Here is a 20,120-nt window from a genome sequence, read left to right on the forward strand (position 1 = left end):
GCCCGTCTCCCTCCACCACCCTCAAACGAGGCCCTACGGGCCGCCCCCTGGTCCTGTCCGAGCACCGCGCGGCACGGAACCGAGCGCCCTGGGATGGCAGCAGGAAGCCGCCCTGCGGATGCTGCAGAACAACCTCGACCCCGAGGTCGCCGAGCACCCCGACAAGCTCGTCGTCTACGGCGGCACCGGCAAGGCCGCCCGCGACTGGCGCTCCTTCGACGCGATGGTGCGCACGCTGCAGGGGCTGAAGCAGGACGAGACCATGCTGGTCCAGTCCGGCCGGCCCGTCGGCGTCATGCAGACCCACGAGTGGGCCCCGCGCGTCCTCATCGCCAACTCCAACCTCGTCGGCGACTGGGCCAACTGGGAGGAGTTCCGCCGCCTGGAGCACCTCGGCCTGACCATGTACGGGCAGATGACCGCCGGCTCCTGGATCTACATCGGCACCCAGGGCATCCTCCAGGGCACCTACGAGACCTTCGCCGCCGTCGCGGCGAAGAGGTTCGGCGGGACGCTGGCCGGCACCATCACCCTGACCGCCGGCCTCGGCGGCATGGGCGGCGCCCAGCCGCTCGCCGTGACGATGAACGACGGCGTCGCGATCTGCATCGACTGCGACCCGCGCGCCATCGACCGGCGCATCGAGCACCGCTACCTCGACGTGAAGGCCGACAGCCTCGCCCACGCGCTCCAGCTGGCCACCGAGGCCCGCGACCAGCGCAGGCCGCTGTCCATCGGCCTCCTGGGCAACGCCGCCGAGCTGCTCCCGCGGATGCTCGCCGAGGGCGCCCCCATCGACATCGTCACCGACCAGACCTCGGCCCACGACCCCCTGGCCTACCTGCCGGTCGGCACCGCCTTCGAGGACATGGCCGACGCCGCCGCCAAGGACCCGGCCGGCTTCACCACCCGGGCCCGCGAGTCCATGGCCCGGCACGTCGAGGCCATGGTCGGCTTCATGGACGCCGGCGCCGAGGTCTTCGACTACGGCAACTCCATCCGCGGCGAGGCCCAACTCGCCGGATACGACCGCGCCTTCGCCTTCCCCGGCTTCGTCCCCGCCTACATCCGCCCGCTGTTCTGCGAGGGCAAGGGCCCCTTCCGCTGGGCCGCCCTGTCCGGCGAGGCCTCCGACATCGCCAAGACCGACAAGGCGATCCTCGACCTCTTCCCGGAGAACGAGTCCCTCGCCCGCTGGATCAAGATGGCCGGTGAACGCGTCCACTTCCAGGGCCTGCCCGCCCGGATCTGCTGGCTGGGCTACGGCGAGCGCGACAAGGCCGGCGAGCGCTTCAACGACATGGTCGCGAGCGGGGAGCTGGCCGCGCCGGTCGTCATCGGCCGCGACCACCTCGACTGCGGTTCCGTCGCCTCCCCCTACCGCGAGACCGAGGCCATGCTCGACGGATCCGACGCGATCGCCGACTGGCCGCTGCTGAACGCCATGGTGAACGTCGCCTCCGGCGCGTCCTGGGTGTCGATCCACCACGGCGGCGGCGTCGGGATGGGCCGCTCCATCCACGCCGGGCAGGTCACGGTGGCCGACGGCACGGCGCTCGCGGGCGAGAAGATCCGCCGGGTGCTCACCAACGACCCCGGCATGGGCGTCATCCGGCACGTCGACGCCGGGTACGACATCGCGGAGTCGGTGGCGGGGGAGCGCGGCGTCCGCGTCCCGATGCGCGAAGGTGACCAGGCGTGACCCAGAACAGCGGCAGCTCCTTCCACGACATGTGGCGCGAGCTGCTCCCCCTCGGCCGGCACCCCGACTCCGGCGGCTACCGGCGCTTCGCCTGGACCGCCGTCGACGGCGAATGCCGGGCCTGGTTCGAAGAGCAGGCCACGGCCCGCGGACTGCGCCACGAGGTCGACCGGAACGGCAACCAGTGGGCCTGGCTCGGCGACCCCGCCGAGGGCGACGCCGTCGTCACCGGCTCGCACCTCGACTCCGTGCCGGACGGCGGCGCCTTCGACGGCCCCCTCGGCGTCGTGTCCGCCTTCGCCGCACTGGACGAGCTGCGCCGCAGGGACGCCCGCCTCACCCGGCCCCTCGCCCTCGTGAACTTCGGCGACGAGGAGGGCGCCCGGTTCGGGCTCGCCTGCGTCGGATCCCGGCTCACCGCCGGGCAGCTCACCCGAGAGCAGGCGCACCGCCTCACCGACGGCGACGGCGTGACGCTGCCCCGGGCCATGGAGGCGGCCGGATACGACCCGGACGCCATCGGGCCGGACCCCGAACGGCTCGCCCGCATCGGCGCCTTCGTCGAACTGCACGTCGAACAGGGCCGGGCCCTGGACCTGTCCGGCGACCGGGTCGGCCTCGCCAGCGCGATCTGGCCACACGGCCGGTGGCGGTTCGACTTCCGCGGCGAGGCCAACCACGCCGGCACCACCCGGCTCGCCGACCGGCACGACCCCATGCTGTCCTACGCCGAGACCGTCCTCGCCGCCCGGCGCGAGGCCGAACTCGCCGGGGCCGTCGCCACCTTCGGCAAGATCGCCGTCGAACCCAACGGCGTCAACGCCATCCCCTCCCTGGTGCGCGGCTGGCTCGACTCCCGGGCCGAGGACCAGATGACCCTCGACGCCGTGGTCGGCGGCATCGAGAAGGCGGCCCGGAGTTACGCGGACGCCCACGGCATCGACCTCGACATCGTCCGCGAGTCCTTCACCCCCGTCGTCGAGTTCGACCACGCCCTGCGCGACGAACTCGCCCGCATCCTCGGCACGGACACCGACCTCGCGGTCCCCGTCCTCGGCACCGGCGCGGGACACGACGCCGGGATCCTGTCCGGGAGCATCCCGACCGCCATGCTGTTCGTGCGCAACCCCACCGGCGTCTCCCACTCCCCGGCCGAGTCCGCCGGCGAGGACGACTGCGTGGCCGGCGTACTCGCACTCGCCGACGTACTGGAAGGACTGGCGTGCAGGTGACGACAGCAGCCCCGCGGACGTACTGGCTGGAGCACGCCTGGCTCGGCACCACTGTCGAGCCGGGCGTGGCCCTCGACGTCCGGGACGGCCGCATCGCCGCCGTCCGCACCGGCGTCCCCGCCCCGCCCCCCGGCGCCGAGGTCCTGCGCGGACTCACCCTGCCCGGCCTGGCCAACGCGCACAGCCACGCCTTCCACCGCGCCCTGCGCGGCACCGTCCAGGTCGGCTCCGGCACCTTCTGGACCTGGCGCGAGGTCATGTACGCCACGGCCGGCCGGCTCACCCCGGACAGCTACCACGCCCTCGCCCGCGCCGTGTACGCCGAGATGGCGCTGGCCGGCATCACGGCCGTCGGCGAGTTCCACTACGTCCACCACAACCCCGGTGGCACGCCCTACGCAGACCCCAACGCCATGGGCGAGGCCCTCATCGCGGCCGCCGCCGAAGCCGGGATCCGCATCACCCTCCTCGACACCGCCTACCTCTCCTCCGGCTTCGGACAGCCCCCCACCGCCCACCAGCTCCGCTTCTCCGACGGGGACGCCGAGGCCTGGGCCGCACGCTCTTCACTTCTCAAGGAACGGGATCACGCACGGATCGGAGCGGCGATCCACTCCGTACGGGCCGTGCCGGCCGACCAGTTGGAGACCGTCGCACGGTGGGCCGGGGAGCGGCGGGCCCCGCTCCATGTGCACCTGTCCGAGCAGACCGCCGAGAACGAGGCGTGCCGGGAGGTCCACGGCTGCACCCCGACCCAGCTCCTCGCCCTGCACGGCGTCCTCGGACCGCGCACCACCGGCGTCCACAACACCCACCTCACCGCCGAGGACGTCTCGCTCATCGGCGGCAGCGGCACCGGCACCTGCATGTGCCCGACGACCGAGCGGGACCTGGCGGACGGCATCGGCCCGGCCGTCGCCCTGCAGAACGAAGGCTCCCCGCTCTCCCTCGGCTCCGACAGCCACGCCGTCATCGACCTGCTCGAAGAGGCGCGGGCCATGGAGCTGAACGAGCGGCTGCGCACCCGCACCCGCGGTCACTGGACGGCGGCGGCCCTGCTGCGGGCGGCCTCCGCCGACGGCCACACGGCCCTCGGCTGGGAGGACGCGGGCGCCCTGGAGACCGGCGCGCTCGCCGACTTCACCACCATCGCGCTCGACTCGGTCAGGACGGCAGGGCCGCTTCCGCGGCTCGGGGCCGAGACGGCCGTATTCGCCGCGTCGGCAGCGGACGTGTCGCATACGGTCGTGGCAGGCCGGCACGTCGTACGGGACGGGGTCCACTCCCTCGTACCGGATGTGCCGCGAGCCCTCGCGGACGCCGTCGAAGCCCTGCGCGGATGACCCCGGGCCGCCCGCCCGCGCGGCCCGGCACCGCCCCCGAACCCGACCCCACCGCCGACCAGGCCACCAAGGACGCCATGAGCAACGCGACGACCGTCAGCCCCGCCCACTCCGCGAGCACCGCAAGCACGCTCATCACGAACATCGCCAGCCTGGTCACCAACGACCCCTCCCTCGGTGACAAATCCCCCCTCGGACTGGTCCAGGACGCGGCCGTCGTCATCGAAGGCGACCGCGTCGTGTGGACCGGTGATCAAAGCAAAGCACCCGCCACTGACAACCGGGTCGACGCCGGCGGCCGGGCGGTCCTGCCCGGCTTCGTGGACTCCCACTCCCACCTCGTCTTCGCGGGCGACCGCACGCAGGAGTTCAACGCCCGCATGTCCGGGCGGCCGTACAGCGCCGGCGGCATCCGCACCACCGTCGCGGCCACGCGGGCGGCGAGCGACGGGGAACTCGAGGCCAACGTCACCCGTTACCTCGCCGAAGCCCTCCGCCAGGGCACCACCACGTTCGAGACCAAGTCCGGCTACGGCCTGACCGTCGAGGACGAGGCCCGCGCCCTGCGCATCGCCGCCGCCCACACCGACGAGGTCACCTACCTCGGCGCCCACATCGTCGCCCCCGAGTTCGCGGAGGACCCGGCCGGCTACGTCGCCCTCGTCACCGGCGAGATGCTCGACGCCTGTGCCCCGCACGCCCGCTGGATCGACGTCTTCTGCGAGAAGGGCGCCTTCGACGGCGACCAGGCCCGCGCCATCCTCACCGCAGGCAAGGCGAAGGGCCTGCACCCCCGAGTCCACGCCAACCAGCTCTCCTACGGCCCCGGCGTGCAGCTCGCGGTCGAGCTCGACGCGGCCAGCGCCGATCACTGCACCCACCTCACGGACGCGGACGTGGACGCCCTGGCCTCCGGCCGTACGGTCGCCACCCTGCTGCCCGGCGCCGAGTTCTCCACGCGGGCCGCATGGCCGGACGCGCGGCGGCTGCTGGACGCGGGTGCCACGGTCGCGCTGTCCACGGACTGCAACCCGGGCTCGTCCTTCACCTCGTCCGTCCCGTTCTGCATCGCGCTGGCCGTACGGGACATGGGGATGACACCGGACGAGGCCGTGTGGTCGGCGACCGCGGGCGGCGCGGCTGCCCTGCGGCGCGATGACGTCGGCCGCCTCACCCCGGGCGCGTACGCGGACCTGACGCTCCTCGACGCACCGAGCCACGTCCACCTGGCCTACCGCCCGGGCGTTCCGCTGGTCGGCGGGGTGTGGCGGCGCGGAGTGCGCGTGGTGTGATCACCGGCCGGTGAGAATGGGGTGCCGCGTCGGCGGACGACGGGCATCACCGGAGGGCGGGGCGGATGTTGAAGCACTGGTCGGCACCACTCGTGGTGAACGTACTGCTCGGGATCCCGGGCGTGGTGCCGTTCTGGCTGCTCTGGTACCTCGCGGTGAACTGGCCGCTCGCCGAGGCCGGCTGGACCGTGCGGGAACCCACGGAGAACGACGGCATGGCCCTCTGGCTCGTGATCGTCGTCCCCGTCGTCACGCTCTACGGCCTGATCTGGTGGCTCGCCAACAGGCCGCTCCGGCGCCGGACGGCACTCGCCCCGCACACCTACTGGCTGCTGAGCCTGACGGCCCCGCTGCTGCCGACGGCGGCGCTGTTCCTCAACTCCTGAGAGGCCGCCGGAGATACCCCTGAGAGGCAGCCGCCGACCACCGGTGGCACGCGCCCGGGGGCGGGCCGTCCGGCCCGCCCCCGAGGGACACGTACACCAGGGTCGAGGATCACTCCTCGACGGTCAGCCCCTTGCGCAGCCGTACCAGCGTCCGCGACAGCAGACGCGAGACGTGCATCTGCGAGATGCCGAGCTCCTCGCCGATCTCCGACTGGGTCATGCCCGCGACGAACCGCAGGGACAGGATCTTCCGGTCGCGCGGCGGGAGTTCCGCTATCAGCGGCTTCAACGACTCGACGTACTCGATGCCTTCGAGCCCGTGGTCCTCGTAGCCGATGCGGTCCGCGAGCGCGCCCTCGGAGTCGTCCTCCTCCGGCTGGGCGTCCAGCGAGGAGGCGGTGTAGGCGTTCGACGCGGCCATCCCCTCGACGACCTCGTCGTTGGAGATCCCGAGGCGCTCCGCCAGCTCGGCCACCGTGGGGGCGCGGTCGAGCTTCTGGGCCAGCTCGTCCCCGGCCTTGGCCAGGTCGAGCCGCAGTTCCTGGAGCCGGCGCGGAACGCGCACGGACCACGAGGTGTCACGGAAGAAGCGCTTGATCTCGCCGACGATGGTCGGCATCGCGAACGTGGGGAACTCCACACCGCGGGACATCTCGAAGCGGTCGATCGCCTTGATCAGGCCGATGGTGCCGACCTGGATGATGTCCTCCATCGGCTCGCTGCGGGAGCGGAACCGGGACGCGGCGAACTTGACCAGCGCGAGGTTCAGTTCGACGAGCGTGTTGCGGACGTACGAGTACTCGTGGGTCCCTTCCTCCAGCGTCTCCAGACGCTCGAAGAGGGTCTTGGACAGCGCCCGGGCGTCGACCGCGTCGACTTCCTCGTACGGGGGGATGTCCGGAAGTCCGGAGAGAAGGTCGTCCTGTGTGACGAGCATCTCGACCTGCTCGATGGGATCCAGATGTTCCGGAGTGGGTGTCGACGCCGCTTTGTGGGTACGCGAGTCGTCGAGCCGGGGTGACATGATGTCCTCCATCGTTCTCGGCATAAGGCTGCCGGAGCCGTCAGGTGCACTGCGGTGTGCGGCGCCTCCAAAGCCGGCCGTGTCGGGTACGTGTCCTTACTAGGCCTACCCGCTTTCCGGAGCCCACCGCAAGTGCGTTCTGTGGGCATATGTCCGTTTGTGTGTAGTTGTTCGGGTGTCGGACCGTGTGGGGAAGGCGTAGTGTTCGAGTGCGTCAGCAACCACCTCGACGTCGGGAGAGAGAGACGGCATGGACCGCGGGACGGTCGGCAGCGCACAGTCTGGCCGGCTTCTGGTGGAGGTGCGGGAAGAGGGCTCTAGCGCCGTCGTGACCCCGGCGGGTGAGTTGGATCACCACACCGCCGATCTGTTGCGTGAGCCACTCGAAGACTGCCTCGCCAAGGGATTCAAGCGCCTGGTCATCGACTGCGCGCGCCTGGAGTTCTGTGACTCCACGGGCCTCAACGTGCTCCTCGGGGCACGGCTGAAGGCGGAGGCCGCCGGTGGCGGCGTCTCGCTCGCCGGTATGCAGCCGGTGGTGGCGCGCGTGTTCGAGATCACGGGCGCGGATGCGGTCTTCAGCGTCCACGACTCGCTCGAGGCGGCCCTGGCCGACGAGTCGGGCTGAGCGGCGGTGCGTCGGCGCGCGGTGCCTCGGCCATCCCTCTGTGACCGGCGTCCCAGCCCCGTCACGTTTTCGTGCCGGATACATGGGTGTTCAGTCGGTCCGCCAGGGCAGGAGACATCCTGAGCCTGTCGGTCGCCAGAGTGGCGGGGGCGCCGCGAAACCGACGTGCCGCGCACTGTGTGACCGACTGTGTAGTGAATTTCTTGAATCCTGAACTGGTGAATCGGTGAGGTGAAGCGCTGATGAGCACCACCCGGCCTTACCCGCCGGGCGACCGCGGGCCGGAGCCCGGCGGCGCTTCCGGGGCGTCCGAGGGTGGCGTAGCGGCGGCCGGTGCGGCCGGCGAGGGCGTGGACGCGCCCTCCGGAGCCGCGGCGCCGCCCGGCGGTCGGCAGGTGCGCCGGCTGAGTCTCGAGGGCGAGAGCGGCGTGGTTCCGCTGGCCCGCGACTTCACCCGCCAGGCGTTGCACGCGTGGGGGTGGCTGCCCGCCGCCTCCGCCGACCAGCGGGCCGCCGCCGAGGACGTGCTGCTGGTCGTCTCCGAGCTGGTCACCAACGCCTGCCTGCACGCCGAGGGGCCGGACCAGTTGCAGATCACTTGCGACAACAAGGTGATCCGTGTGGAGGTCACCGACCGGGGCACCGGTCAGCCCGCCCCCCGCAACCCGCACCGCGCGGGGCGCCCGGGCGGTCATGGCATGTTCATCGTCCAGCGCCTGTGCCTGGACTGGGGCGTCGTCCGAGCGCCGGGCGTCTCTGGCAAGACGGTCTGGGCGGAACTGGGCGCACCCGCCTGATCGCGGGGAGTGCGCACATCGGTCCCGGAGTGTGAGCGACCGGCCCCGGTGGGTGATCGACGGGGCTTGGGGCGCGCCTGTCCGCTCTCGGTCATTCCTGTCCGATTTAGGGCTTACGTGCGGATCTCGGGCGTGATGATCTCAGGCGTTGGCGGGCGCCCTGGGGTGCGTCCGAACGGGTGACCACCCCGCACGGGATCCTCGCCACGCATCCCCTCGTACGTCACTCCTCGCACGCCGGATCCCCACAGATCCGGCGTGTGCTGTGTCTTCCTTCCTCAAGGCCCCGGGCGTACCTTGACGGCCCATCTGATACGCCGTCAGGAACAGGAAGGGGAGCGGCACCGTGTCGTACCGGAAACGAACCGCCGCACTCGCGTCCGCCGCGGCCCTGGCCGGCTCGGCGGTGTGGATGGCCGCCCCCGTCGCCCGGGCCGAGGTCGTCGACGTCAACTACCAGTGCAAGACGCCGATCGGCGACAAGAGTGCCGTCTCGCCCATCGACATCAAGGGCGTCAAGAGCGGCAGCGGCTACCGGATCACCATGTCCTGGCAGAAGGGCGTCTCCTCCAGCCCGGTCGAACTGGGCAAGGGCGCGATGACGCCGAGCGCCACCATCACCCTGGGCGGGGCCGACAGCGGCACTCTGGCGGTGTCGGGCCCCGCCAACGACACCGCGATCCCCGCCAACACGCCCATCAAGATCAGCGATCTGAGCGGCACGTACACGCCGGAGAAGAGCGGCGAGGTCACCTTCACTGCCGGTGTGCTCACCATCAAGGCCCTCGGTACGACGACCACGTGCACCCCGACGAACGACCCGGGCCCGTCCCTCACCCTGGACGTCAGCGCCGGGAGCGGGGGCGGCGCCGGCGGTTCCGCCCAGGGCGGCGGCTCCGGCGCGGACACCGGTGCCGGACTTCCGCAGACCGGGCCCGAGGACTCGGCCGTCGCCCTCGGCACCCTAGGCGGCACGGTCCTGCTCGCCGGGGCGGCGGGTGCGCTGTGGTTGACGCGACGTCATCAGGGGGCTCGGGCGGGCCGTTGACCACCAGGGTCGTCGACCGCCCCGCAAACCCTCCTGGCGGGTGCGCCGCTGAGCGCGGGACCGCACGGGGGTCGGTATGGCCGAGCGCCGCGCCGTAGGACTGCACGGGGCGGGTCTGTCCGAGCGTCGCACCGCAACGCCGCACAGGGCGGGTCTTCCGAGCGTCGCACCGCGGGACTGCACGGGGTCGGCCTGGCCGAGCGTCACACCGCAGGACCGCACAAGGTCGGTCTGGCCGAGCCCGCACACCGCAGGACCGTACGCCGCCAAGTCCGGTCGAGCCCGCACACCGCAGGACCGTACGCCGCCAAGTCCGGTCGAGCCCGCACACCGCAGGACCGTACGCCGCCAAGTCCGGTCGAGCCCGCACACCGCAGGACCGCACCCCGCCCGGTCCGGCCGAAGCCCGCACCGCACGAGCGCTGGAGCCGCCGATGCCGTCCGTCGTCCGTCTTCCGTATGTGTCGCTGCCGGTTCTCCTCGCCCTGCTGCTGGTCCTGGCGGGTGCCGGGCCAGTGGGGGCGGTGGAGGGGCCCGCCGTCGAGTTGTCCAAAGCCCAGGCGGGGACGGGTGGTTCGATCACCGTCAGCGGCAGCGGCTGGCGGCCCCGTGCCCTGCTGACGCTGCTCGTGTGCGGGCAGGCCGAGCCGAAGCGGGGCGTGACCGGCGGCACCAACTCCTGCGCCAACGCCGACGGCCGGGCCGTCACGACCGGCGCCGACGGGCGCTTCCGCCGCGAACTGCCCGTAGTGGAGCCGCCCGTGCCGTGCCCCTGCGTGGTCCACGTGGCCACGGTGACCGGACGCGGGGCCGAGGCCGACGCGGCTCTCCAGGTCGCCGGGCACGCCGTCGAGCCGCTGCCCGCCGAAGCGGCCGGCGGCCGGCTGTCCCTGCTCGCGGACACCCGGCTGCGCGGCTCCGGCGGTCTGCTCACCTGGTTCGGCTCCCCGCCCGCCCGGACCCTCGTGATCACCGTCGGCAACGTCGGCACGTCTCCGGTGAAGAACCCGGTCTTCCAGGTCGGCACCTCGCACGGCGTGTTCGCCCCGCAGTGGCAGGACCAGCGGTGGCGCGGCACGATCCGCCCGGGCGGCAAAGCCAGCATCGAGCTGCCCGTGGAGCTCGGGGCCGGAGCGCACGGCGACTACACCGTGTCGCTGAAATACGGCGGCAAGGTCCTCGCCGAGCACCCCTGGGGCGTGGGACGGCCCTGGGGCGTGACCCTGTTCTGGGCCCTCGTCCTGCTCGTCGTGCCGGTGGCCCTGTTCCGTGCGGGCCTGGGCGTGATCGACCACGTACGACCGCGCCGCCCCGGCCACGCGGCCCGTTCACCCCGCCGGGCATGGCCGCCCCTGGCCCGCCGGGCCTCCACCGAGCCCTGGTTCGCCCCGGAAGCCGACCCTCCGCGATCAACCGGGACATGACCGCCCGGGACATGACCGACCGGAACGTGGCCGACTGGGGCATGACCGCCCGGGGCATGAGGAAGGGCCGCCGCACCGGGGTGCGACGGCCCTGCTCGTGCAGTCAGGCGGCGTTGATCAGCGGACGTCGCCCATCATGGACTTGACCTTCTTGCGGTACATGTACACCGCGAAGCCGGCGACCACGGCGAGCGCCGCCTCCAGCGCCACGAAGCCCGTCTTGTCGAGGTTGATCCCGCCGACGGCCGGGTTGGACAGCAGCGCGGTGACGGAGTCGCCCGCGGTGACCGCGAGGAACCAGACGCCCATCATCTGCGAGGCGTACTTCGCCGGAGCCATCTTCGTCGTCACGGACAGGCCCACCGGGGACAGCGTCAGCTCACCGATGGTCTGCACGAAGTAGATCGCGACCAGCCACATCGCCGCGGCCTTGTGACCGCCCTCGGCGATCGACAGCGGGGCGAGGAAGAGGAAGAAGGACGCACCCACCAGCACCAGACCGGAGCCGAACTTCACGATGGTGCTCGGCTCCTTGCCGCGCCGGTTCAGCCACAGCCACAGCCAGGCGAAGACGGGCGCCAGGGCCATGATCAGGACCGGGTTGACCGACTGGTACCAGGAGACCGGGAACTCCCAGCCGAAGATCGTGTTGTCGGCGCTCTTCTCGGCGAACAGCGACAGCGTCGAACCGCCCTGGTCGTAGATCATCCAGAACACGGCGGCGGCGACGAAGAACCAGATGTACGCCGACACCTTCGACCGCTCGCCCGAGTCCAGGTCCTTGTCGCGCATGATCCGGGAGATGACCAGGACCGGCACGATCAGACCGAGGAGCGTGAGCGGGATCAGCGCCCAGTTCAGCGTGAAGTGGCCGGTGCCGCCGATGAGGCCGTAGAAGACCACGGCGATGGCCAGCCAGATCAGGCCCTTGCGCAGGGTGGACGCCTTCTCGGCGGGCGTCAGCGGGGTCGGGACCACGCTGCTCCTGGCGTCCAGGTGACGGCTGCCGAGCAGGAACTGGACGAGGCCCAGCGCCATGCCGAGCGCGGCCAGCGCGAAGCCCAGGTGCCAGTCGACGCTCTCACCGACGGTGCCGATGACCAGCGGCGCGATGAAGGCGCCGAGGTTGATGCCGATGTAGAAGACCGTGAAGCCACCGTCGCGGCGCGGGTCCTCCGGGCCGTCGTAGAGGTGGCCGACCATCGTCGAGATGTTGGCCTTGAGCAGACCGGAACCGATCGCGACCAGGCCCAGGCCGACGTAGAAGCTCGCGGCGGCGGGCAGTGCCAGGCACAGGTGGCCGAGCATGATGACCACGCCCGCGGCGGCGACCGTCTTGCGGGGGCCGAGCACACGGTCGGCGAACCAGCCGCCGGGCAGGGTGAGCAGGTACACCAGCGACAGGTACACGGCGTAGATCGCTGTCGCCGTGCCCGCCGGCAGATGCAGGCCACCCGGGGCCACCAGGTACAGCGGGAGCAGGGCCCTCATGCCGTAGTAGGAGAACCGCTCCCACATCTCGGTCATGAACAGAGTGGCCAGTCCGCGGGGGTGGCCGAAGAAGGTCTTCTCGGAACCGGGGGTTGCCGGTCGGGCCGAGTCCTTCGTCAGGCTGGACGCCATGGTCGTTCCTTGCTGCTCGGGACGCGCCCCGCGGCAGCGGTGGTGCGCCCGGTGGGGGGCTGCCGGCACCGGTGGGTACGGCCGTCCGCCCGACGCCTACGGGGGTCCGCTCCGGGTCACGAAGCGGTGGGCGGTCGCCACCGGGATCCACGCCTCTACGCGCGTCGCCGCACTACGAGGCCCGGCCACAGGTCGTTCACATCGGGGGCCGGCGGGAACCGGCCCGCACACAAAAGAGACCCTCAGGGCAAACGGCCTCCGAAGGTCGCCGTGGTGCTACAGGCGCTGAATCACCATACGGCAGGACACCGCCGTATATGGAAGGGCTTGAGACGCGGATCACAGGTTTCGACGGAACCGCGCGCCCGGTTTCCAAGGTCCTTACCAGGATCGCACCCCACAGGCAGAGGTTCGTGCGCGTACCCCCGGAACGTAAGACCCGGGTATGCCGGTGGTAAGAATCAAGGATTCCGGTCACACCCCAGCTCAGGGCGCCGCAGGTCTACCATCACCTCATGACCCGTGTACTGCTCGCCGAGGACGATGCGTCCATCTCGGAGCCGCTGGCCCGTGCTCTGCGCCGGGAGGGCTACGAGGTCGAGGTCCGCGAGGACGGACCCACCGCTCTCGACGCCGGACTGCAGGGCGGCATCGACCTGGTCGTGCTCGACCTCGGCCTGCCCGGTATGGACGGTCTGGAGGTGGCCCGCCGCCTGCGGGGCGAGGGCCACGCCATCCCGATCCTCATCCTGACCGCGCGCGCCGACGAGGTGGACACCGTGGTCGGGCTCGACGCGGGCGCCGACGACTACGTCACCAAGCCGTTCCGGCTCGCCGAGCTGCTCGCGCGTGTGCGGGCCCTGCTCCGGCGCGGCGCCTCCGAGCCGCAGCAGCCGCCCGCCACGCACGGCGTGCGCATCGACGTCGAGTCGCACCGCGCCTGGATGGGCGAGGAGGAGCTCCAGCTCACCGCGAAGGAGTTCGACCTGCTGCGGGTGCTGGTGCGCGACGCGGGCCGGGTCGTCACCCGCGACCAGCTGATGCGCGAGGTCTGGGACACGACCTGGTGGTCGTCGACCAAGACCCTCGACATGCACATCTCCTGGCTGCGCAAGAAGCTCGGCGACGATGCGGCCAACCCCCGCTACATCGCCACCGTGCGCGGTGTGGGCTTCCGTTTCGAGAAGAGCTGAGCCGCGAGGCGGGCTCGGGTAACAGGACATGCGTCGCCGACTGATCCAGTCCACGCTCGCCGTGGTGCTCGTCGTGATCGCCGTCTTCGGCGTCTCCCTCGTCATCGTCGAGACCCGCACGATCAGCAACAGCGCCCAGGAACGGGTGGAGTCCGAGGCGGTCCGGCTCGCCAGCATCGTCGACAGCCGGCTCTTCGGGGCGCAGCAGGTCGACGCGGAGGTGCTGCGCGACCAGGTCACACAGGACCGCTACTACGCGGTGATCCGCATCCCCGGGGAGTCGCCCATCGAGGTGGGCACGAAACCCGCCGGGGACGTCATCAGCGCGACCGCGCCCGGTGAGGAGGGCGAGACCGTCACCGTTCAGGAGCCGCGCTCCTCGGTGACCCGTGAGGTCGGCCGGACCCTGGTGATCATCGCGCTGGTCGCGCTGCTCGCGGTGGTGGCCGCGGTCCTGCTGGCCGTCCGCCAGGCGAACCGGCTGGCGTCGCCGCTGACCGACCTCGCGGAGACGGCCGAGCGGCTCGGCTCGGGCGATCCACGGCCCCGGCACAAGCGGTACGGGGTGCCCGAGCTGGACCGGGTGGCGGACGTGCTGGACGGCTCCGCCGAGCGCATCGCCCGCATGCTCACCGCCGAACGCCGGCTGGCCGCGGACGCCTCCCACCAGCTGCGCACCCCGCTGACGGCGCTGTCGATGCGGCTGGAGGAGATCACCCTCACCGACGACCCGGACACGGTGAAGGAGGAGGCCACGATCGCGCTGACGCAGGTCGAGCGGCTCACGGACGTCGTGGAGCGGCTGCTGACGAACTCCCGCGATCCGCGCACCGGCTCCGCCGTCTCCTTCGACCTCGACGAGGTCATCCAGCAGCAGCTCGCGGAGTGGCGCCCGGCGTACCGCAGCGCGGGCCGGGCGATCGTCAGCTCCGGCAAACGGCATCTGCGCGCGGTGGGCACGCCCGGCGCGGTCGCTCAGGTCCTGGCCGCGCTGATCGAGAACTCCCTCATGCACGGCGGCGGCACGGTGGCCCTGCGCACCCGCGTCACCGGCAACCAGGCGGTCATCGAGGTCACGGACGAGGGCCCCGGCATCCCCGCCGACCTCGGCGCCCGGATCTTCGAGCGGGCGATCAGCGGCCGCAACTCCACGGGCATCGGCCTGGCCGTGGCCCGCGACCTGGCGGAGGCCGACGGCGGGCGCCTGGAGATGCTCCAGACCAAGCCCCCGATCTTCGGCCTGTTCCTGTCCCGCACCCCCCTGCACAGGGCCGAGAACGACGACGGGGAACCGACGGTCCGCTAGGTGCGGCCCGCGGTCCGGGCCCGAGGGCTACGGCACCTGCTGCTTCGTCTTCGCAGGGACGGCCGGCTCGTTCCGCAGGACCGGGGCCGGGGCGGCCGGCGTCTCGCGGGCGGGGAGCGCGCGGAAGACCCAGGAGCGGTAGGACCAGAAGCGGAACAGGGTCGCGATGCCGATGCCCAGGAACTTGAAGACGTTGTTCTGGAGCGGGGTGTTCCAGCCGAAGCCGTACGTGGCCGCGTACAGGACGCCGTTCTCGATGACCAGGCCGATCGCGCTGAACAGCAGGAAGAGAGTCATCTCACGTGTGCGGCGGCTCTTGTCGCGGTCGCGGTACGTGAAGTAGCGGAAGCCGACGTAGTTGAAGACGATCGCGACGACGGTCGCGATCACGCTCGCGCGGACCACCTGGAGGTCGGTGGTGTGCCGCACCAGGTTGAAGACGGCGAGGTTGACCAGCACCCCGGCACCGCCCACCGCGCCGAACTTGGCGACTTCGTGGACGATCCGCCGGAGCCGAGAGGCACCATGTCCCATGGTCGTGCAGGCCCCCGTCCGGTCGTCGGCGTCAACCCAGCCATGCTAACCACCCTCCCTCGCGATCTTCCTGCGGATACCGGGGGGAGGGCCGGAGATGGTCCGGGTGGCCCCGGGGAGGGACGGGAAACCGGCCACCCTGGCGCGGCCGATACCCTGAGGGAGTGACGTTCCCCGTAGTCGGCATGGTCGGCGGTGGCCAGCTCGCTCGTATGACACACGAGGCTGGCATCCCGCTGGGCATCAGGTTCAAGCTCCTCAGTGACACCCCGCAGGACTCCGCTGCGCAGGTCGTGAGCGATGTCGTCATCGGCGACTATCGCGACCTCGACACGCTGCGCGAGTTCGCCCGTGGGTGCGATGTGATCACCTTCGATCACGAACACGTACCCACCGAGCACCTCCGGGCCCTGGAGGCGGACGGCATCCCCGTGCGCCCCGGCCCCGACGCGCTCGTGCACGCCCAGGACAAGGGGGTGATGCGAGCGAAGCTCGACGCGATCGGCGTGCCCTGCCCCCGGCACCGGATCGTGAGCGACCCGCAGGACGTGGCGGCCTTCGCGGCCGAGGGCGACGGATTCCCCGTCGTCCTCAAGACCGTCCGCGGCGGCTACGACGGCAAGGGAGTGTGGGTCGTCGACTCCGTCGAGGAGGCCGCCGACCCGTTCAAGGCCGGCGTCCCCGTGCTCGCCGAGGAGAAGGTCGACTTCCTGCGCGAGCTCGCCGCCAACGTCGTGCGCTCCCCGCACGGCCAGGCCGTGGCCTACCCGGTGGTGGAGTCGCAGCAGGTGAACGGCGTCTGCGACACGGTCATCGCCCCGGCGCCCGACCTCGAAGAGGCCCTCGCCCTGGAGGCCTCCGAGATGGCACTGAACATCGCCAAGGAGCTCGGCGTCGTCGGGCACCTCGCGGTCGAGCTGTTCCAGACCCGCGACGGCCGCATCCTCGTCAACGAGCTCGCGATGCGCCCGCACAACTCCGGCCACTGGTCGATGGACGGCGCCGTCACCAGCCAGTTCGCCAACCACGTGCGCGCGGTCCTGGACCTGCCCCTCGGCGACCCGCGCCCGCGCGCCCCGTGGACGGTCATGGTCAACGTCCTCGGCGGCGACTACCCGGACATGTACTCCGCGTACCTGCACTGCATGGCCCGCGACCCCCAGCTCAAGATCCACATGTACGGCAAGGACGTGAAGCCCGGCCGCAAGGTCGGTCACGTCAACACCTACGGCGACGACCTGGACGACGCGCTGGAGCGCGCCCGTCACGCTGCCGCCTACCTGAGAGGCACCATCACCGAATGAGCCCTGTTGTTGGCATCGTCATGGGGTCGGACTCCGACTGGCCCGTCATGGAGGCCGCCGCCAAGGCCCTCGACGAGTTCGAGATCGCCTACGAGGTCGACGTCGTCTCCGCGCACCGCATGCCGCGCGAGATGGTCGCCTACGGCGAGCAGGCCGACGCCCGCGGGCTCAAGGTGATCATCGCCGGGGCGGGCGGCGCCGCCCATCTGCCCGGCATGCTCGCCTCCGTGACCCCGCTGCCCGTCATCGGCGTCCCCGTGCCGCTGAAGTACCTCGACGGCATGGACAGCCTCCTGTCGATCGTGCAGATGCCGGCCGGTGTGCCCGTCGCGACGGTCTCCGTCGCCGGTGCCCGCAACGCCGGCCTGCTGGCCGCCCGCATCCTCGCCGCGCACGACGAGGAACTGCGCGGCCGGATGCGCGACTTCCAGCAGGAGCTGAACGACCAGGCCACCGAGAAGGGCAAGCGCCTGCGCTCCAAGGTCGAGGGCTCGGGCGGATTCGGCTTCGGCGCGGGGAAGTGACGACGATGACCTCCCAGGAGGCGGCCCGGGAACTCCTGCGCGAGTTCCCGGTCGTCGACGGCCACAACGACCTGCCCTGGGCGCTGCGCCAGCAGGTCCGCTACGACCTCGACGCCCGCGACATCGCCGCCGACCAGAGCGCCCATCTGCACACCGACATCCCCCGGCTGCGCGCGGGCGGGGTCGGTGCCCAGTACTGGTCGGTGTACGTCCGCACGGACGCGCCCGACCCGGTCGCGGCCACCCTGGAACAGATCGACTGCGTACGGCAGTTGCTGACCCGTCACCCCGAGGACCTGCGTCCCGCGCTCACCGCCGCCGACATGGAGGCCGCGCGCGGGGAGGGCCGCATCGCCTCCCTCATGGGGGCGGAGGGCGGCCACTCCATCGCCAACTCCCTGGGCACCCTGCGCGGCCTGTACGGGCTCGGCGTGCGCTACATGACCCTCACCCACAACGACAACGTGGACTGGGCGGACTCCGCGACCGACGAGCCGAAGGCCGGTGGTCTGACCGCGTTCGGCCGCGAGGTCGTCCGGGAGATGAACCGGCTCGGCATGCTCGTCGACCTCTCCCACGTGGCGGCGACGACCATGCGGGACGCCCTCGACGCGAGCTCCGCCCCGGTGATCTTCTCCCACTCCTCCGCCCGGGCCGTCTGCGACCACCCGCGCAACGTCCCCGACGACGTCCTGGAGCGGCTGCCCGCCAACGGCGGCATGGCGATGGTGACGTTCGTGCCGAAGTTCGTGCTCCAGGCGGCCGTGGACTGGACGGCCGCGGCCGACGAGAACATGCGCGCCCACGGCTTCCACCCCCTCGACACCACCGCCGAGGCCATGAAGGTCCACCGCGCCTTCGAGGAGCGGCACCCGAGGCCGGTCGCGACGGTGTCGACGGTCGCCGACCACCTGGACCACATGCGCGAGGCGGCCGGCATCGACCACCTCGGCATCGGCGGCGACTACGACGGCACGGCCTTCACCCCCGACGGCCTCGCCGACGTCTCCGGCTACCCGAACCTCCTCACCGAACTGCTCGACCGCGGCTGGTCCAAGGCCGATCTGGCCAAGCTGACCTGGAAGAACGCGGTCCGGGTGCTGGACGCGGCGCAGGACGTGGCCCGGGGGCTTCAGGCAACGCGGTCGCCGTCCAACGCCACGATCGAGTCGCTGGACGCGTCCGCCGGCTGATCACCGAGGGTGGGGTAGTCGGTGTAGCCGGTCGCCCCGCCCACGTACATGAAGTAGCGGTCGCGCATCGCGTTCAGCGGTGCCCCGAGCCGCAGCCGTGCCACCAGGTCGGGGTTGGCGAGGAAGGGCCGGCCGAGCGCGATCAGATCGGCCCCGGCGGCCAGCAGCGCGCCGGACGCCCGGTGCACCTCGTGCGTGGTGAACTCGCTCAGCACCGGGTTGCCGATGAGCACGCCCGGCCAGGCGGCGCGCACCGAACGGAACACCTCGGTGTCCGGGTCGGAGCGCACCAGGTGCAGATACGCGAGCCCCAGCCCGCCCAGCCGCTCGGCGAGCGCCGGGTAGAGCTCCTCCGTCTCGCCCTCCGCGATGCCGTTGACGGTGGCGCCGGGGGAGACCCGCAGCCCCGTCCGCCCGGCCCCGATCTCGGCGGCCACGGCTTCGGTCACCTCGGCCGTGAACCGGATCCGGGCGGCGACGGAACCGCCGTAGCCGTCGGTGCGGAGGTTGGTGTTGCGGGCGAGGAACTGGTGCAGCAGATGTCCGTTGGCGGAGTGCACCTCGACGCCCTCGAAGCCGGCGTCGAGGGCGTTGCGGGCGGCCCTCGCGAAGTCGGCGACGGTGGTGCGGATGTCCTCGCCCGTCATCTCCCGGGGGACGACGGACGGCAGCCGCCCCTCGGGCGTGTGGATCGTCTCGGGCAGCGGGACGGGCGAGGGCGCCAGCGGCGTGAGCCCGCTGGTCGCGGGGTGGCCGACCCGGCCGCCGTGCTGGAGCTGCAGGAACATCCGCCCGCCCGCGTCCCGCACGGCGTCCGTGACCCGTCGCCAGCCGGTCACGTGGGCCGGGCTGTGGACGGCGGCGATGTGGGGGTACGTCTGCCCGACCGCGTTCGGTGCCGAGGCCTCGGCGATGATCAGCCCGGCCGAGGCGCGCTGGGCGTAGTACTCGGCCATGAGCGGGGTCGGGGTGCCGTCCGCCTCGGCGCGGTTGCGGGTCAGCGGGGCCATCACCAGTCGGCTGGGCAGGTCCAGGCCGGGGAGGCGAGCCGGTTCGAAGAGAGCTGTCGTGTGCTGCGTCATGCCCGTACGCTAGAACCTGACACTCATGTCAGAATCAAGCCCTGGAGGTGGTCCGTGCGGATCGGTGAACTGGCCCGGCGCACGGGGGTCAGCGAGCGGTCGCTGCGCTACTACGAGAAGCAGGGCATGCTCTCCGCCGAGCGGACTCCCGGCGGGCACCGGGAGTATTCGGAGGCGGCCGTGGACCGGGTCATCCGGATCCAGGAGCTGTTCGCGGCGGGACTGTGCAGCGAGAAGATCGTCCAGTTGCTGCCCTGCATGCGGGACACCGACGGCGGTCCCTCCGTGGTCGCCACGCCGAAGCTGGTCGCCGACCTCACCGCCGAGCGCGCCCGCATCGACCGGATGATCGCCGACCTGGTCCGCTCCCGGGACACCCTGGACGAGGTGATCGACGCGGCCCAACTGTCCTGAGGGCCCCCGCACGCGAGGCCCGCGCCGTACTCCGAACGCCCCGCCCACCAGGAACCACTCCCCGCTCCGTG

19 protein-coding genes are annotated in these 20,120 nt (G+C 71.8%); 15 read left to right on the forward strand and 4 right to left on the reverse strand.

From position 1 onward, the window contains the following. The first annotated feature begins 88 nt into the window (after positions 1–88). The 5 genes from hutU (at position 89) to K4G64_RS16535 (ending at position 5,955) form a co-directional block, all read left to right on the forward strand. The gene (gene hutU / locus K4G64_RS16515) at positions 89–1,702 is read left to right on the forward strand and encodes a urocanate hydratase (RefSeq protein ID WP_221756827.1); all 1,614 of its coding nucleotides are present in this window, start codon (positions 89–91) and stop codon (positions 1,700–1,702) included. A 29-nt stretch (positions 1,703–1,731) separates the two neighbouring features. Beyond that, positions 1,732–2,934, forward strand: coding sequence for an allantoate amidohydrolase (locus tag K4G64_RS16520; protein ID WP_221756828.1), 1,203 nt, complete (start codon positions 1,732–1,734; stop codon positions 2,932–2,934). After that, positions 2,925–4,277 (forward strand): formimidoylglutamate deiminase, encoded by a 1,353-nt coding sequence (locus K4G64_RS16525; RefSeq protein ID WP_221756797.1) that lies wholly within the window; start codon positions 2,925–2,927, stop codon positions 4,275–4,277. Before K4G64_RS16520 ends, K4G64_RS16525 begins: the two co-directional genes overlap by 10 nt. Further along, entirely contained in the window at positions 4,274–5,569 is a 1,296-nt protein-coding gene (hutI, locus tag K4G64_RS16530; protein WP_221756798.1) for an imidazolonepropionase, read from the forward strand. The genes K4G64_RS16525 and hutI overlap by 4 nt, the downstream gene beginning before the upstream one ends. Before the next feature lie 65 nt (positions 5,570–5,634). Continuing rightward, the gene (locus tag K4G64_RS16535; RefSeq protein WP_221756799.1) at positions 5,635–5,955 is read left to right on the forward strand and encodes a hypothetical protein; all 321 of its coding nucleotides are present in this window, start codon (positions 5,635–5,637) and stop codon (positions 5,953–5,955) included. A gap of 109 nt (positions 5,956–6,064) precedes the next feature. On the opposite strand, the gene K4G64_RS16540 is transcribed toward K4G64_RS16535, so the two are convergent. Further along, positions 6,065–6,979 carry an RNA polymerase sigma factor SigF gene (locus K4G64_RS16540; protein ID WP_374206418.1) on the reverse strand — a complete coding sequence of 305 codons (915 nt, stop codon included), beginning with the start codon at positions 6,977–6,979 and terminating at the stop codon, positions 6,065–6,067. A gap of 250 nt (positions 6,980–7,229) precedes the next feature. Between K4G64_RS16540 and K4G64_RS16545 the strand changes: the two genes are divergently transcribed. The 4 genes from K4G64_RS16545 to K4G64_RS16560 all read left to right on the forward strand — a co-directional run bounded on the left by K4G64_RS16545 (position 7,230) and on the right by K4G64_RS16560 (position 10,876). After that, complete coding sequence (locus tag K4G64_RS16545) at positions 7,230–7,607, forward strand: STAS domain-containing protein (RefSeq protein ID WP_031102780.1); 378 nt, start codon at positions 7,230–7,232, stop codon at positions 7,605–7,607. 242 nt (positions 7,608–7,849) lie between these two features. After that, on the forward strand, positions 7,850–8,404 hold the full coding sequence (locus K4G64_RS16550) for an ATP-binding protein (RefSeq protein WP_221756801.1): 555 nt from the start codon (positions 7,850–7,852) through the stop codon (positions 8,402–8,404). Positions 8,405–8,750: 346 nt separating this feature from the next. Beyond that, a complete protein-coding gene (locus tag K4G64_RS16555; protein WP_221756802.1) occupies positions 8,751–9,452 on the forward strand; it encodes an LPXTG cell wall anchor domain-containing protein in 702 nt (233 codons plus the stop codon). A gap of 434 nt (positions 9,453–9,886) precedes the next feature. Then, positions 9,887–10,876, forward strand: a complete 990-nt coding sequence (locus K4G64_RS16560) for a hypothetical protein (protein WP_221756803.1) — start codon at positions 9,887–9,889, stop codon at positions 10,874–10,876. 117 nt (positions 10,877–10,993) lie between these two features. Here K4G64_RS16560 and K4G64_RS16565 read toward each other — a convergent pair whose 3' ends face one another. Next, the gene (locus tag K4G64_RS16565) at positions 10,994–12,499 is read right to left on the reverse strand and encodes a peptide MFS transporter (protein WP_221756804.1); all 1,506 of its coding nucleotides are present in this window, start codon (positions 12,497–12,499) and stop codon (positions 10,994–10,996) included. A gap of 515 nt (positions 12,500–13,014) precedes the next feature. Here K4G64_RS16565 and K4G64_RS16570 point away from each other — a divergent pair. Continuing rightward, a complete protein-coding gene (locus K4G64_RS16570; RefSeq protein WP_062927250.1) occupies positions 13,015–13,692 on the forward strand; it encodes a response regulator transcription factor in 678 nt (225 codons plus the stop codon). A 28-nt stretch (positions 13,693–13,720) separates the two neighbouring features. Further along, positions 13,721–14,998, forward strand: a complete 1,278-nt coding sequence (locus tag K4G64_RS16575) for an ATP-binding protein (protein WP_221756805.1) — start codon at positions 13,721–13,723, stop codon at positions 14,996–14,998. Between the two features lie 27 nt (positions 14,999–15,025). Here the strand turns inward: K4G64_RS16575 and K4G64_RS16580 are convergent, their stop codons facing one another. Continuing rightward, positions 15,026–15,532, reverse strand: a complete 507-nt coding sequence (locus K4G64_RS16580) for a GtrA family protein (protein WP_221756806.1) — start codon at positions 15,530–15,532, stop codon at positions 15,026–15,028. Between the two features lie 164 nt (positions 15,533–15,696). Between K4G64_RS16580 and K4G64_RS16585 the strand changes: the two genes are divergently transcribed. Genes K4G64_RS16585 through K4G64_RS16595 form a run of 3 tightly spaced genes read left to right on the forward strand, consistent with a single transcriptional unit; the run spans position 15,697 to position 18,553 of the window. After that, on the forward strand, positions 15,697–16,836 hold the full coding sequence (locus K4G64_RS16585; RefSeq protein WP_221756807.1) for a 5-(carboxyamino)imidazole ribonucleotide synthase: 1,140 nt from the start codon (positions 15,697–15,699) through the stop codon (positions 16,834–16,836). Beyond that, positions 16,833–17,360, forward strand: a complete 528-nt coding sequence (purE, locus tag K4G64_RS16590) for a 5-(carboxyamino)imidazole ribonucleotide mutase (protein WP_003990723.1) — start codon at positions 16,833–16,835, stop codon at positions 17,358–17,360. The genes K4G64_RS16585 and purE overlap by 4 nt, the downstream gene beginning before the upstream one ends. A 5-nt stretch (positions 17,361–17,365) precedes the next feature. After that, entirely contained in the window at positions 17,366–18,553 is a 1,188-nt protein-coding gene (locus tag K4G64_RS16595) for a dipeptidase (RefSeq protein WP_221756808.1), read from the forward strand. Here the strand turns inward: K4G64_RS16595 and K4G64_RS16600 are convergent. Then, on the reverse strand, positions 18,493–19,635 hold the full coding sequence (locus K4G64_RS16600) for an alkene reductase (protein ID WP_221756809.1): 1,143 nt from the start codon (positions 19,633–19,635) through the stop codon (positions 18,493–18,495). The genes K4G64_RS16595 and K4G64_RS16600 overlap by 61 nt on opposite strands. Positions 19,636–19,689: 54 nt before the next feature. Between K4G64_RS16600 and K4G64_RS16605 the strand changes: the two genes are divergently transcribed. After that, positions 19,690–20,049 (forward strand): MerR family transcriptional regulator, encoded by a 360-nt coding sequence (locus tag K4G64_RS16605; protein ID WP_221756810.1) that lies wholly within the window; start codon positions 19,690–19,692, stop codon positions 20,047–20,049. Positions 20,050–20,120: the final 71 nt, after the last annotated feature.

The organism is Streptomyces sp. WAC04114, from assembly GCF_019733245.1.
GTDB lineage: Bacteria > Actinomycetota > Actinomycetes > Streptomycetales > Streptomycetaceae > Streptomyces > Streptomyces massasporeus_A.